This is a genomic window from Bradyrhizobium sp. Pha-3 (assembly GCF_042258615.1).
In the GTDB taxonomy this organism is placed as follows: Bacteria; Pseudomonadota; Alphaproteobacteria; order Rhizobiales; family Xanthobacteraceae; genus Bradyrhizobium.
The window spans coordinates 6,694,797-6,707,947 of the sequence record NZ_CP170152.1 but is presented as its reverse complement, the minus strand read 5'-3'; the positions used below and the strand labels follow the sequence as shown (position 1 = coordinate 6,707,947).

Below are 13,151 nucleotides of genomic sequence, written 5' to 3'. Positions count from 1 at the left end.
CAATCCCGCGGGACTGGTGGGATGATCGCGTCAATCAAAAACAGGGGGAACGTCGCGATGGGCTATTCAGCCAGGATCGTCGGGATCGCCATGGCCGCGGCAGCGCTGCTGCTGCCGGCGCGCGCCGGCGCGCAGGAGGTCAAGCACTTCCGCTTCGCCTATGACCAGCCGCGCAACACCGGCTATTCGGTCGCCGGCGATCTGTTCGCCGAAAAGCTCAAGGAATTGAGCAAGGGAACGATGATCGTCGACCAATATCCCGGCGCGCAGCTCGGCCAGGAGCCGCAGCTGCTGCAACTCGTGAAATCAGGCGATATCGAATTCGCGATCGTCTCCTCCGCCAACACGGCGACGATCTCGCCGCAGGCCGGCGTGATGTCGCTGCACTTCCTGTTCCGCAACGACGCCCATGTGATCAAGGCGCTGGCGGATCCGCAGGTGTTCGACGCGATCAGGACGATGATCGACGAGACCGCACAGGGCCTGCATGTGATCGGCACCGGTTCGCAGGGCGTGCGCCATATCTACAGCAAGAAGGAAATCCACAACGTCGGCGACCTCAAGGGTGTGAAGGTCCGGGTGCAGGCGACCGCGACCGAGGACACCATGTTCCCGGCCTATGGCGCACAGACGGTGCACATGCCGTTCGGCAGCGTCTACACCTCGCTGCAGACCGGCGTGGTTGACGCCGCCGAGAACAGCATCAACGTCTATCTCGTCAACAAGCACTATGAGGTCGCGCCCGTGCTGTCGATCACCGAGCACGAGGCCAACAACGCGTTGCTGTTCGTCTCCGTCAAGCTCTGGCAGAGCCTCTCCGCCGAGCAGAAGCAATGGGTGCAGGCGGCTGCGAACGAGGTCAGTGCCAAGGAGCCGCAGAAGGCCTTCGAGCTGGAGCGGAATGCGCTGACCAAGCTGAAGTCGTTCGGCGTCAAGGTGGTCGATGACGTGGACAAGAAGAGTTTTACCGCGATCGCCGATCCCTATCTCGACAAGCTCGCCAAGGAGCTCGGCCCGCATGCGGAGAAGATCAAGAACCTGATCCGCGCTATCAATTAGACAGCGTCGTCCCGGCCTAGTGCGCAATTGCGCACGGGGGCCGGGACCCATACGCCGCGGCCCTTCAGTTGAGCGATCGGGTCGCCGACTTTCTGCAAGCAACTCGAGCCGGGGGTTATGGGTCCCGGCCTTCGCCGGGACGACGAGGAATTTCGGGCCATGGCCATCGCCGACAGACTGGTGCTGCATCGGCAGCGGCATCTGAAATGGCGGGCGCTGGACCGGCTCGAGCTGATCCTGATGATGCTGTGCGGCCTGTTGTGCTTCGGCTTCTCGCTCTCGGTCACCGCCGACATCGTCACCCGCACCATCGGTCATCCCTGGCTGTGGTTGCAGGAGGTGACCTCGACGCTGTTCATCTACGCGATCTTCATCGGTGCCGCGGTCGCGACCAGGCGCAACGATCATCTCTATCTCACCGCGCTCTCGGAGGCGTTGCACGGCAGGTCGCGGCTGGTCGTCGAGATCGTCATCCGCCTGGTGGTGCTGGGCGTCGCCTTTTGCCTGGTCTGGTACGGTTATCAAAACTACCTTCGCGGCTTCGGCAGTTTCCGGCTGCCGTCCGGCACGCCCATCGCATCGCTCTATGCGGTGATTCCGCTGTCCGGCATCCTGATCGGCCTGTTCACGATCGAGCAGCTCGTCAACGGCATCCGCAACGGCTTTGAGCATCCGGAGCCGCCGGACGAGGATCTTGCGATCCCCGCGATCAATCCCAGTGCCACCACGGGAGTGCAGCCGTGAGCGCACCGGTCGTGCTGGTGTTGATGTCGTCCTGCTTCCTGTTCTTCGGTTATCTCGGCGTGCCCGTGCCGTTCTCGCTGATGGCCGGCGTGTTCATCGGCGCGGCGCTGTCGGATGTGTCCCTGGCCGCGATCATCCAGAAGATCTTCGACGGCGTCGATTCCGAGGCGCTGCTGGCGATCCCGTTCTTCCTGCTGGTCGGCGAGCTCATGAGCTCGGCGAATGTCGTGGTCCGCATTGCCAACCTGTCGGTCTCGCTGGTCGGTCACATCAGGGGCGGGCTGTCGCAGGTCGTCGTCGTGTTCAGCATGTTCTTCTCGGAAATGTCCGGCTCGACCACCGCCGATGTCGCCGTGATGAGCCGGGCGCTCGGCGGTCCGATGCGGCGGGAGGGCTATGAGCCGGCCTTCATCGCCGCGATCATCGCCTCGGCCTCGACCATCGCCGCGCTGGTGCCGCCAAGCATCACGGCCGTGGTCTATGGCGCGGTCGGCAACGTCTCGATCGCCGGCCTGTTCATGGCCGGCGTGGTCCCCGGCCTGATGATCGGCTTCGGGCTGATGATCTATTGCTACTTCTTCGGTCCGTCGGGCCTGCGCAAGCCGCGGGCGCCGCTGCGCCAGATCGCATTCGCTGCCGGCGACGCCGCGCTGCCGCTGATGATCCCGGTGATCCTGCTCGGCGGCATCCTGACCGGCTGGTTCACGCCGACCGAGGCCGGCGTGGTGGCGGTCGCCTACATCATCCTCGTCGTGATCCCCGCGCTGAACCGCGGGCACCTGAAAAAGATTCCGTATGACTTCTGCCTCGCCGGCCTGATCTTCTCGCTGCCGCTGATCACGATCGGCGCGGCGAACGCGTTCGGCTGGATGCTGGCCTATTTGCGCGGCGCGATCTACATCGCCGACTGGATCACCTCGATCGCGGGCAACGATCCGCACCTCATCATGCTGCTGATGGTGCTGCTGTTCACCGTGGTCGGCGACTTCATCGAGCCGGTACCGACCATCATCATCTTCATGCCGCTGGTGAACGCGCTGACCCAGGCCGGCGACATCAATGGCGTGCATATGGGCGTCGTGCTGATCGCGACACTGGCCTTCGGCTTGATCACGCCGCCTTACGGGCTCGTGCTGCTGATGGCCTCGAAATTCGTCGGCATCAGCTTTGCAAAAGCGCTGCGGGCGGCGCTGCCGATCTATGTCGTGTTCCTGGTCACGATCTGCTTCACGATCTATTTTCCGAAGGTCGTGCTGTGGCTGCCCAAGCAGGTGATCCCGGAATCGGTCGGTTGCTTCAAGGCGCCCGGAGGCAGCGGGTATATCTGCCCGAACTAATTGATCTCCTCAACCGTCCAGGTGCTTCCTGCACGAGCGAAACGGAACGGTGTGCCGTAACGGTTCTCGAAGAAGCCGCCGCACAGGGCCTGTGCGACCGCCTGCATGACGGCGTCGTGGCAGACGAACAGGATCTCGACGCCAGGATGGCTTTCCTGCCACGTCGTAACGCAGCGTAGTGCCCGCCTGGAGACGGCGGCCCAGGGTTCACCATCCGCGGGAAGGATCGAGACCAGCTGTTCCAGCGCGGTGAGGCCATGCCTGCGCATGGTGTCACGGATCGATTGCCCCTCCAGGCTGCCGAAGTCGCATTCGATAATGTCGGCATCGATTGCAACGGGCCGCGACAGCGCCGCGGCCACGATGTCGGCGGTTTGCACGGCGCGGCGGAGCGGGCTCGCGACGATCGCACCGAGCGCGACGTTCCTGAGCCGCAGCGCAGCGGCGCGGGCCTGCGCCACGCCGTCATCGTTGAGAAGATTGTCGGTGCGGCCCTGAAAGCGGTGTTGCCGGTTCCAGTCGGTGGCGCCGTGGCGGAGACACAGAAAGGAGTGTGACGGCAAGGCCAATTGGTTCACTTCGACTTGCTGGTGAACTTCTTCACGGCGACGCGGAAATCCTCGGTGTGCATCGACGTGATGATCTTGTGTTCCTCGGCGTCGAGCTGCTGCTTGGTCGGCGTGGTGGCAGCCTGATAGACCAGCGACTTGGTCCCCGCGATCGCAGCGGGCGGATTTTTCGCCAAGCGCTCGGCGAGCTGTCGCGTCGCCGCCTTCAACTCGGTCGCGGGAACGGTCTTGACGACCAACCCCCATTCATAGGCCTGCTGCGCGGTGAAGCCATCCTCAGCAAGGAAAATTTGCAGCGCGCGGCGGGTCCCGACCGTGCCGACGATGCCGACCGTGCTGCCGCCATCCGGCGACACGCCGATCTTGGCATAGGCGGGCGTGAAGCGGGCATCCTCCGCGGCGATGCACAGGTCGGTCACGAAGGCGAGGCCCATGCCGGCGCCGGCCGCCGATCCGTGCACGCTGGACAGCACGATCTTCGGCATCCGCCGAACCGTCTCGATGAAGGCGTGGTAGTGATGCAGCATCTCGCCGACCACGGGCGCGACGTTGTTGGCTTCGGTCGCAGCACCGATGGTTTGCAGATCGCCGCCGGCGCAGAAGGCGCGGCCTTCGCCCTCGATGACCAGCACGCGGACGTCCTTGTTGGCTTCGACCTCGGCGCCGAGCTGTTCGAGCTTTTTGGCGATCGTCATGTCGATCGCATTGAACGCGGCCGGCCGGTTCAGCGTGATGGTCGCAATGGCGCCGTCGATGCGGAGCAGGGCAGGGTCGTTCGCGGAGGCGGGTGCTGGCATTTTGAAGACCTTGGGCTTGTTATTTCCGGCATTTAAGGCCTTGGCGGGAGCTGTGGCAATCCGGCAGGGGCCTGGAGGCGGCTTTCGGGTGCCCAGATTTGCCCGGGACCCCCTTGCATCAGCGCGAGCCATGGGGCCAAATGGCGCGCGCCTTCGGTACGCAGACACGAGCGCTGTGGTGACGGGGCACGCAAGCTAACATCGACAAGAGGAAACGGCATGGGTCACTCCTGCTCGCGCGTATTTGGGTTGTTCCGATGACAGGCTCGGTCATCATCGTCGGCGCCGGACATGCCGGCTTCCAGCTCGCGGCGTCGCTCCGCCAGGCCGGCTTCGCCGAGCGCATCGCCCTGCTCAATGACGAAGGCCATCTGCCGTACCAGCGGCCGCCTTTGTCGAAGGCTTATCTGAAGGGGGCCGGCGGGCCCGAAACCCTGATGTTCCGGCCCGACAAGTTCTACCAGGACAACAAGATCGAGCTGATCACCGATCGCGCCCATGCGGTCGACCGCAATGCGCGGAAAGTGGCGCTCGCCTCCGGCACGTCGCTCGACTACGGCCACCTGGTGTTCGCGACCGGCGCGCGGAACCGGCTGCTCGATATTCCCAACGCAAAGCTCGACGCCGTCCGCTACCTGCGCATCCTCGACGAGAGCCAGGCGCTGCGCGATCTGATCGCACCCGGCATGCGCGTCGTCGTGATCGGTGCCGGCTTCATCGGGCTCGAATTCGCGGCCACCGCGCGGGCCAAGGGCCTCGAGGTCGACGTGGTCGAGCTCGCCTCGCGCGTGATGGCGCGCGCGGTCACCGCGGAGATCTCCGAGTTCTCGCAGTCCCGCCACAGCGCGGCCGGCATCCGGATTCATCTGGGCGTCCAGGTCACGGCGATCGAGGCCGATGGTGCCAAGGTCACCGGCGTCAGCCTGAGCAACGGCACGCATATCCCGGCCGATCTCGTCGTGGTCGGCGTCGGCGTGCTGCCGAACGTCGAGCTCGCCGCGGAGGCCGGTCTGCCGGTCGCATCGGGCATCATCGTCGACGAGCATCTTCTGACCGCCGATCCGAACATCTCCGCGATCGGCGATTGCGCGCTCTACACCAGCAAGCGCTTCGGCGGATCGCTGCGGCTGGAGTCGGTGCAGAACGCGACCGACCATGCGCGCTGCGTGGCATCAAGGCTGACCGGCAAGACCGAGGTCTATGACGGCCTGCCGTGGTTCTGGAGCGACCAGGGCCCCGACAAGCTGCAGATGGCGGGTCTTACCACCGGCTACGACCGTGTCGTGGTGCGCGGCGACCGCGCGCAGGGGGCGTTCTCGGCGTTCTGCTACCGCGGCGACAGGTTGCTCGGCATCGAGTCGGTCAACCGTGCGGGCGATCACATGTTCGGCCGCCGGCTGCTCGGCGCCGGCGGCTCGATCACACCGGAGCAGGCGGCGGACACGGGGTTCGATTTGAAGAGTGCGCTGGCGCAAATGTAAGCGTCGTCCCGGCCGAGTGCGCGATTGCGCACGGAGCCGGGACCCATACTCCGCGGCCGTCATTGGTGTAGATGAACGCAGTTACTGTGCGCGTGCCTGTTTCCACGGCCGGTGGTTATGGATCCCGGCCTTCGCCGGAACGACGTGTGGAGAGAGCGTCCTCCACCTCTCGCGCTGTCGGCATCGACGGCGCAGCCCCCATCCGCTGCACGCAGATCGAGGCGGCAATGTTGGCGTAGGCCAAGGCGTCGCCGAGTTGCTTGCCGATGGCGAGCTGCGAGGCGAGGGCGCCGACGAAGCAATCGCCGGCGCCGGTGGTGTCGACGGCCTTGACCTCGCGTCCGGGCACGAGCAGCGGTTGGTCCTCGACCAGCGCCAGCACGCCGCGCTTGCCGAGCGTGACGCAGACGGTCTTGCCGCGCCCCAGGGTCCGTGCCGCCTCGGCGAAGCGAGATGGGTCGTCGCTGTCGCGCAGCTCTGCTCCCGTCAGCAAGCCAAGCTCGGTCTCGTTGAGGATCAGGACATCGGTGAGATCGAGCAGCACCTTGTCGGCCTGTTTGGCCGGCGCCGGATTGAGGATCGTGGTGGCGCCGGCGGCGCGGGCGCGGCTGAAGAATGCGGCGATCGTCGGCAGCGGAATCTCGAACTGGCTGACCGCGACGTCACCCTTCGCGAGCACGGGGGCTGCGACATCATCGGCATCGACCAGTCCGTTGGCGCCCGGCACGACGACGATCGTGTTGTCGGCGTTGGCGAGTGTGATGATCGCCGTGCCTGAATGCGTGCCGCCGGTGTCCTTGACGAAGGAGAGATCGACGCCTTGCGCGGCAAGGAAGGCTCTCAGCTCCCTGCCGAACGCATCGGTGCCGAGTCGGCCGACCAGCGTGGTCGGCACGCCCTGCTTGGCCGACGCTACCGCCTGGTTGGCGCCCTTGCCGCCGGGAAAATACAGCACGGCCTCGCCGGCGACGGTTTCGCCGATCCGCGGATGGCGCTCGGCGGTCGCCACCACGTCCATATTGATGCTGCCGGCAACGAAGACGCGCCCCATGCCTTACCCCACTCCGCCCTGTCAGACCGCAGCGCCAAATTCCTGCTTGACCGCGGCGATGTCGGCGAGCGTCGGCAGGCCGGCCTCGTTGCCGAGCTTCTGGATCTTGAAGGTCGACGCCGCGCGCGCGAACTCGAAATGCTCATGCCAGGCTTTGCCGGGATTGGCGAGATAGGAATAGATGTAGGCGCCATGGAAGACGTCGCCGGCGCCGTTGGTGTCGATCACGCGCTTGCGGGGGATCGGCAGTGCCGGCAGCGTTTGCACCGTGCCCGCCTCGTCATACCAGAGCAGGCCGCGTTCACCCATGGTGATGCCGCCGACCCGGCAGCCGCGGCTCTTGAGATAGTCGAGCATCTGCTCCGGCGTCTTGTCCATCTGCTCGCACAGCCGCTCGGCGACGATCGCAACATCGATGAATGCGAGCAGCTCGTGGGTGTTGGTGCGCAGGCCGCCGCCGTCGAGCGAGGTCAGGATGCCGTCCTCACGGCAGAGCTTCGCATAATGGATCGCGGCGTCCGGCTGGTGGCCGTCGATGTGCAGCGCGCGGCAGCCCTTGATGTTCAGCAGCGGAAAGGGGTGGATGTGCTGGTCGTCGCGGCAGCGGACGATGGCGCGCTTGCCGTCGTTGGGCATGATGAAAGACAGCGAGGAGGAGTTCACCTTGCGGGGATGGAACGAGATGCCGTACCTGTCGGCCATGTCCCAGAACATCCGCCCCAGCCAGTCATTGGCCATGGTGGCGATCAGGTCCGGCTCGACGCCGAGCTTGGCGCAGCAGAACGCCGCGGTCACCGCGTTGCCGCCGAACGACACTGCATAGGCGTCCGCAACGTGCTTCTCGTCGCCGACAGGCATGTGATCCGTGATGAAGGTGACGTCGATATAGGTCTGTCCAATGAAGAGAGCCTGCATTCGCTTCCCGTGATCGCTTGGTGTGGTCCCGGCCGAAGATCAGACTAGCACCGCTGATCGGTCGATATCGCTGAAATTATTCGCATCCCTGCTTGGTTTACAGGTAGAGATGATGGATGTGCCGGGCCGTTCTGGCATGCGGCATAACGGCCGGTGGCAGGCCGCGGTTCCGAGATTCGCAAGGAGAAGCATAATGACGGCAGATTCGAGGAGGCCAAAGCCATGATTACCGGTCTCGATCATGTCGTCGTCCTGACCGGCGACATTGCCGCCGCCAGCGCCGCCTACGAGACGCTGTTCGCGCGGGCGCCGGCCTGGCGCAACAGCGGCGACGGCGCCGACCGCGTGCTGTTCACGCTCGACAACACGACGCTGGAATTGATGGCGCCGCGCGGCGATGACGATGCCGCCCAGCGCGTCCGCAGCACGCTCGTCACACAGGGCGAGGGGCTCGCAAGCCTCTGCTTCCGCACCAGCGATATCGCCAGGACACACCGCAGGCTCGACCGGCTGACGCTGAAGCCAGAGCCCGTCGCCGAGGTCGAGAGCCGCGACGAGGCCAGCGGCGCCACGCTGTCGTGGAAGCGGACGCGCGCGGCGACCGATGCGACGCGGGGCGTGCGCATGTTCTTCCTGGAGCGGGAGCAGGAGCGGCCGCTCTCGGTGCGCACCACGCCGGCCTCGATCACCGCGATGGATCATGTGGTGGTCTCGACCGCCGACCCGGAGCGCGCTGCGGCGCTCTACGGCGCGCGGCTCGGGCTCGACATGGCGCTCGACCGGTCGCATCCCGAGTGGGGCCGGCTGATGTTCTTCCGCTGCGGTGACCTCGTGGTCGAGGTCACGCACCGGCCGGCCAAGGAAAACAACAAGGCGGAGACGGACGCGCCGGACCGGCTGCGCGGCATCTGCTGGCGCGTCGCCGACGCCGATGCCACCCGTGCGCGGCTGGTTGCCGCCGGCGTAGACGTCTCGGAGATTCGCACCGGCCGCAAGCCCGGCACGCGCGTGATGACGGTGCGCAACGGCACGTGCGGCGTGCCGACGCTTCTGGTGCAGCCCTCACAGGGAAAGCCAGACTAGGCCGCGTTCCATCCGCGCGTCGTCCCGGCAGCGTGCGTCGCGGGCAATCCGAGCGTTCATTTCCTCCGTCATTCCGGGCTCGCGCCAAGGGCGCGCCCTCAGCTGCGTAATTGCGCACCGGGGAATGACAGAGAGGATGATTGTCGCAGCTGCGAGAAATATTCCCGCATGGCCGTCACGACAACATTCGTTCTCAAACGCCGCGCGTCATGCTACATTCATCAATTCAGCATCACGGGCGATCGATTTGGCGAAAGCAAAGCGGATACAGAGATGGCAGCGCGACCCGCAGGGGATGCGGCTGCGGATTCTCGAGGCGGCCAAGCAGGAATTCGCCGCCCATGGCCTCGCCGGCGCGCGGGTCGACCGCATCGCGGCCAATGCCGATGCCAACAAGCGCATGCTGTACTACCATGTCGGCAACAAGGAGGATCTCTATCTCGAGGTGCTGGAAGGCGCCTACGAGAGGATCCGCGCCGAGGAGCGCACGCTCGATCTCGAACATCTCGATCCGCCCGAGGCGATCGGGCGCCTGATCGATTTCACGTGGAACTATTTCCTGCGCAACCCCGAGTTCCTGGCGTTGCTGAACACGGAAAACCTCGCCAAGGCAAAGCACCTGAAGCGCTCGACCAAGGTCAAGTCGATGCACTCGCCCTTTGTCGAGATGATCCGCACCGTGGTGACGCGCGGGGTCGAGAGCGGTGATTTCCGCGACGCGGTCGATCCGGTGCAGCTCTATATCTCCATCGCCGGGCTGGCGTTCTTCTATCTCTCCAACAGCGCCACGCTGAGCGTGATCTTCGGTCGCGACCTGCTCAAGAAGGACGCCCGCGACGAGCGGCTCGAGCACATGACCGCGCTGGTGCTGGCGGCGCTGACCGGCAAGTCCACCGCAGCGTTTGGCAGCGCGATGCCGCCGCTGCGCGCAGCGGAACACCGGGTGGTGTGAGGGCGCGCAACTCGTTCGCGCTCATGTTGCCCAGCATCTCGGCCCGTAGCCCGGATGAAGCGAAGCGCAATCCGGGGAGCTGCATCCGCGGATAATGCGGTCCCGGATTTCGCTGCGCTTCATCCGGGCTACGGATCATCAAAAATCTCGCCTGACGAAAGTAGCGTGCTTCGGCGCGATTTTGCCGCGTGCGAGGGGCTGGACAGTATTTATCCAACGGGTTAATTTCTGCACGAACAACAGAGACTGCAAGGGAGCGTGACGTGGCGGAGGCAAAGAGCCCTTCGGGCGTATCGAAGGTGCTGAATGCGGCGTGGGTTCGTCCGTTCCTGTTCCTGGTGGTCATCGTGGCGGCCTGGGATCTCGCGATCCGCCTGTTCCACATCCCGGCCTATCAGATCCCGTCGCCCGGCGACGTCGTCGCGGTGCTGTGGAGCGACTGGCCGGAGTTGCTGCGGCAGTCCTGGCCGACCACCTATGCGACGATCTGCGGCTTCCTGCTCTCGGCGCTGTTCGGCATTCCCGTCGCGATGCTGATCGCGGGCTCGAAGACGGTCGAGAGCTACGTCTATCCGCTGCTGGTGTTCTCCCAATCGGTGCCGAAGATCGCGATCGCGCCGCTGTTCGTGGTGTGGTTCGGCTTCGGCATCATCCCCAAGGTGATCTCCGCCTTCCTGCTCGGCTTCTTCCCCGTGGTGGTGTCGGCCGTGCAGGGCTTCAAGTCGGTCGATCCCGACATGGTTGACCTCGCGCGCGCGATGCAGGGCAGCCGCTTCAAGGTGTTCTGCGCGGTCAACCTGCCGCACGCGATGCCTGCGATCTTCTCCGGCCTGAAGGTGTCGGTGACGCTTGCCGTGGTCGGCGCCGTCGTCGGCGAGTTCGTCGGCTCGAATTCGGGGATCGGCTACGTGATGCAGCGCTCGATCGGTACCTTCGACCTGCCGACGATGTTCGCAGCGCTGGTGATCCTGGCACTGCTCGGCGTCATCCTGTTCTGGATCGTCGACCGCATCGAGCGGCTGGTGATCCCCTGGCACGTCAGCCAGCGCGACGACATCATCTTCGCGTCCTAGCGCAGCAACCGGACAAGCGGCCCAGACAAGGGCCGCAGTACAATAAAGGGAGAACAACCATGAAGCGTTTGATTGCGATCGCCGGCGCCGCGCTGGCCTGGACCGCGCTTGCGGTGGCTCCAGCATCCGCGGCCGACAAGGTCGTGCTGATGCTGAACTGGTACGTCTATGGCGAGCACGCGCCGTTCTATTACGGCAAGGCCAAGGGCATCTATGCCGCTGAGGGCATCGACCTCGAGATCCAGGAAGGCCGCGGCTCGGCCGCGACCACGCAGGCGGTGGCGGCCAAGACCGCCGATTTCGGCTATGTCGACGTGCCGACGATGATGCGCGCCGCGGTGAAGGGTGCGCCGGTCATCGCCACCGGCGTGCTGCTGCAGACCAGCCCGATGTCGGCGATGGGCCTCGTCGACAAGAACATCAGGAAGCCGGAGGACATCAAGGGCAAGACGGTCGCGATCACGCCGGCGGATTCGATGACGCAGATCTGGCCGCTGTTCCTGAAGAAGACCGGCCTCAAGGAAAGCGATTTCAACACCGTTGCCGGCGATGGCCAGACCAAGCTCAACGCCGTGATCAACGGCCAGGCCGATCTGCTGCTCGGCTACGTCATGGACCAGTCGATGAAGATCAAGGACGCCACCGGCAAGGACGTCTACCCGATCAAATTCGCCGACTACGGCATCAACATGGTGTCGTCGGGCATCATCGCGAACTCCGACTATGTGAAGGCCAATGGCGATCTTGTCCGCCGCTTCATGTCGGCGACCACCAAGGCGGTGGAAGCCGCCGAGAAGGACCCGAAGGCCGCGGCGCAGTCGATCCTCGATGCCAACCCGAAGGGCGGCAAGATCGATACGCTGACGCAGGGCTTCGAGCTGACGATCCCGCTCTATCGCACGCCGGAGACCAAGACCAAGCGGCCATTCCAGGTCACCGACCAGAACATGACCGAGTCGGTCAATCTGATGGTCGAATATGGCGGCCTCGACGCCAAAGCGAAGGCCAATCCGAAGGCGTTCTACACCAACGACTATCTGCCGAAGGGTGACTCGTGACCCACAGATTTCCCTTGTCGTCCCTGCCGAGTGCGCCGTTGCGCACGGAGCAGGGACCCATAACCACTGACCTCAATTGTTACGGAAGGTCTCTACCCGCGTGCCCAAATGAGATGACACGGCGTATGGGTCCCTGCTTTCGCAGGGACGACAAGGTGGAGAGAAGCGCGATGAACCCTGCAATCAAGCCCGCCGATAGCATCCAGCCCGCCGCGCATCTGCGCCTGGTCTCGGATCGCGCGGCCGGCGCTGCGCCGGGCATCAAGCTGTCGGGTGTGTCGAAGACCTACCGGTCGCGCGACGGCGACGTGCCGTCGCTGCGGCCGCTCGACTTCACCATCAATGACGGCGAGTTCTTTGTCGTGGTCGGGCCCTCCGGCTGCGGCAAGTCCACGCTGCTCAAGATGATCTCGGGCCTGTTGCCGCCGACGACCGGCGAGGTGCTGGTGGATGGCGAGCCGGTGACCAAGCCGCACGGCAATGTCGGCATCGTGTTCCAGAACGCGCTGCTGCTGCCGTGGCGCAACATCCTCTCCAACGTGATGCTGCCGATCGACATGAAGCAGCTGCCGCGGGACAAGTATCTCGCCCGCGCCAAGGATCTGCTGAAGCTGGTCGGGCTCGAGGGGTTTGAGAAGAAGCTGCCCTGGCAGCTGTCCGGCGGCATGCAGCAGCGTGCCTCGATCTGCCGCGCGCTGGTGCATGATCCCAGGATCATGCTGATGGACGAGCCGTTCGGCGCGCTCGACGCCATGACGCGCGAGCGGATGAATGTCGAGCTGATGCGGATCCAGCGCGAGACCGGCAAGACGGTCCTGTTGATCACGCACTCGATCCCCGAAGCCGTGTTCCTCGCCGACCGCGTGCTCGTGATGACCGAGCGGCCCGGCGCGATCGCCGCGATCTACGACGTGCCGATGCCGCGGCCGCGCTCGCTCGAAACCATGTCCGATCCGGTCTTCACCGAGCTGGTGCAGCGGATTCGGAAGCATTTCTTCACGCAGGGATCGTTGGACTAACACCCGAGCCGTC

General features: G+C 65.0%; 13 protein-coding genes. 9 read left to right on the top strand and 4 right to left on the bottom strand.

Translation table 11 applies throughout. From position 1 onward, the window contains the following. Positions 1-57 precede the first annotated feature (57 nt). From ACE10Z_RS31615 to ACE10Z_RS31605, 3 genes are all read left to right on the top strand, one after another. A complete protein-coding gene (locus ACE10Z_RS31615) occupies positions 58-1,059 on the top strand; it encodes a TRAP transporter substrate-binding protein (protein ID WP_375784268.1) in 1,002 nt (333 codons plus the stop codon). 159 nt (positions 1,060-1,218) lie between these two features. Next, positions 1,219-1,803, top strand: coding sequence for a TRAP transporter small permease (locus ACE10Z_RS31610; protein WP_375784267.1), 585 nt, complete (start codon positions 1,219-1,221; stop codon positions 1,801-1,803). After that, on the top strand, positions 1,800-3,140 hold the full coding sequence (locus ACE10Z_RS31605) for a TRAP transporter large permease (RefSeq protein ID WP_375784266.1): 1,341 nt from the start codon (positions 1,800-1,802) through the stop codon (positions 3,138-3,140). The genes ACE10Z_RS31610 and ACE10Z_RS31605 overlap by 4 nt, the downstream gene beginning before the upstream one ends. Here the strand turns inward: ACE10Z_RS31605 and ACE10Z_RS31600 are convergent. Together ACE10Z_RS31600 and ACE10Z_RS31595 are read right to left on the bottom strand one after the other, a co-directional pair. Next, the gene (locus ACE10Z_RS31600) at positions 3,137-3,718 is read right to left on the bottom strand and encodes a histidine phosphatase family protein (RefSeq protein WP_375784265.1); all 582 of its coding nucleotides are present in this window, start codon (positions 3,716-3,718) and stop codon (positions 3,137-3,139) included. The two genes, ACE10Z_RS31605 and ACE10Z_RS31600, sit on opposite strands and share 4 nt — an antisense overlap. Then, entirely contained in the window at positions 3,715-4,506 is a 792-nt protein-coding gene (locus ACE10Z_RS31595) for an enoyl-CoA hydratase/isomerase family protein (RefSeq protein WP_375784264.1), read from the bottom strand. Before ACE10Z_RS31595 ends, ACE10Z_RS31600 begins: the two co-directional genes overlap by 4 nt. A 257-nt stretch (positions 4,507-4,763) precedes the next feature. Here ACE10Z_RS31595 and ACE10Z_RS31590 point away from each other — a divergent pair, with 257 nt between their 5' ends. Beyond that, a complete protein-coding gene (locus ACE10Z_RS31590; RefSeq protein ID WP_375784263.1) occupies positions 4,764-5,987 on the top strand; it encodes an NAD(P)/FAD-dependent oxidoreductase in 1,224 nt (407 codons plus the stop codon). 115 nt (positions 5,988-6,102) lie between these two features. Here the strand turns inward: ACE10Z_RS31590 and ACE10Z_RS31585 are convergent, their stop codons facing one another. Continuing rightward, positions 6,103-7,038 (bottom strand): ribokinase, encoded by a 936-nt coding sequence (locus ACE10Z_RS31585; RefSeq protein ID WP_375784262.1) that lies wholly within the window; start codon positions 7,036-7,038, stop codon positions 6,103-6,105. 21 nt (positions 7,039-7,059) lie between these two features. Continuing rightward, the gene (locus ACE10Z_RS31580; RefSeq protein ID WP_375784261.1) at positions 7,060-7,953 is read right to left on the bottom strand and encodes a sugar kinase; all 894 of its coding nucleotides are present in this window, start codon (positions 7,951-7,953) and stop codon (positions 7,060-7,062) included. 222 nt (positions 7,954-8,175) lie between these two features. Between ACE10Z_RS31580 and ACE10Z_RS31575 the strand changes: the two genes are divergently transcribed. From ACE10Z_RS31575 to ACE10Z_RS31555, 5 genes are all read left to right on the top strand, one after another. Next, positions 8,176-9,036 (top strand): VOC family protein, encoded by an 861-nt coding sequence (locus ACE10Z_RS31575; protein WP_375784260.1) that lies wholly within the window; start codon positions 8,176-8,178, stop codon positions 9,034-9,036. A gap of 247 nt (positions 9,037-9,283) precedes the next feature. After that, a complete protein-coding gene (locus tag ACE10Z_RS31570; RefSeq protein WP_375784259.1) occupies positions 9,284-9,988 on the top strand; it encodes a TetR/AcrR family transcriptional regulator in 705 nt (234 codons plus the stop codon). Between the two features lie 263 nt (positions 9,989-10,251). Next, positions 10,252-11,061, top strand: coding sequence for an ABC transporter permease (locus tag ACE10Z_RS31565; protein WP_375784258.1), 810 nt, complete (start codon positions 10,252-10,254; stop codon positions 11,059-11,061). A gap of 59 nt (positions 11,062-11,120) precedes the next feature. Continuing rightward, on the top strand, positions 11,121-12,119 hold the full coding sequence (locus ACE10Z_RS31560) for an ABC transporter substrate-binding protein (RefSeq protein WP_375784257.1): 999 nt from the start codon (positions 11,121-11,123) through the stop codon (positions 12,117-12,119). A gap of 170 nt (positions 12,120-12,289) precedes the next feature. Beyond that, positions 12,290-13,138 (top strand): ABC transporter ATP-binding protein, encoded by an 849-nt coding sequence (locus ACE10Z_RS31555; protein WP_375784256.1) that lies wholly within the window; start codon positions 12,290-12,292, stop codon positions 13,136-13,138. The last annotated feature ends 13 nt before the right edge of the window (positions 13,139-13,151 follow it).

Bases quoted from the DNA above. Each gene is read 5' to 3' on its own strand.
- ACE10Z_RS31615 (WP_375784268.1), top strand. From the start codon at position 58: ATGGGCTATTCAGCCAGGATCGTCGGGATCGCCATGGCCGCGGCAGCG.
- ACE10Z_RS31575 (WP_375784260.1), top strand. From the start codon at position 8,176: ATGATTACCGGTCTCGATCATGTCGTCGTCCTGACCGGCGACATTGCC.
- ACE10Z_RS31560 (WP_375784257.1), top strand. From the start codon at position 11,121: ATGAAGCGTTTGATTGCGATCGCCGGCGCCGCGCTGGCCTGGACCGCG.
- ACE10Z_RS31580 (WP_375784261.1), bottom strand. From the start codon at position 7,953: ATGCAGGCTCTCTTCATTGGACAGACCTATATCGACGTCACCTTCATC.
- ACE10Z_RS31555 (WP_375784256.1), top strand. From the start codon at position 12,290: ATGAACCCTGCAATCAAGCCCGCCGATAGCATCCAGCCCGCCGCGCAT.
- ACE10Z_RS31595 (WP_375784264.1), bottom strand. From the start codon at position 4,506: ATGCCAGCACCCGCCTCCGCGAACGACCCTGCCCTGCTCCGCATCGAC.
- ACE10Z_RS31590 (WP_375784263.1), top strand. From the start codon at position 4,764: ATGACAGGCTCGGTCATCATCGTCGGCGCCGGACATGCCGGCTTCCAG.
- ACE10Z_RS31585 (WP_375784262.1), bottom strand. From the start codon at position 7,038: ATGGGGCGCGTCTTCGTTGCCGGCAGCATCAATATGGACGTGGTGGCG.
- ACE10Z_RS31610 (WP_375784267.1), top strand. From the start codon at position 1,219: ATGGCCATCGCCGACAGACTGGTGCTGCATCGGCAGCGGCATCTGAAA.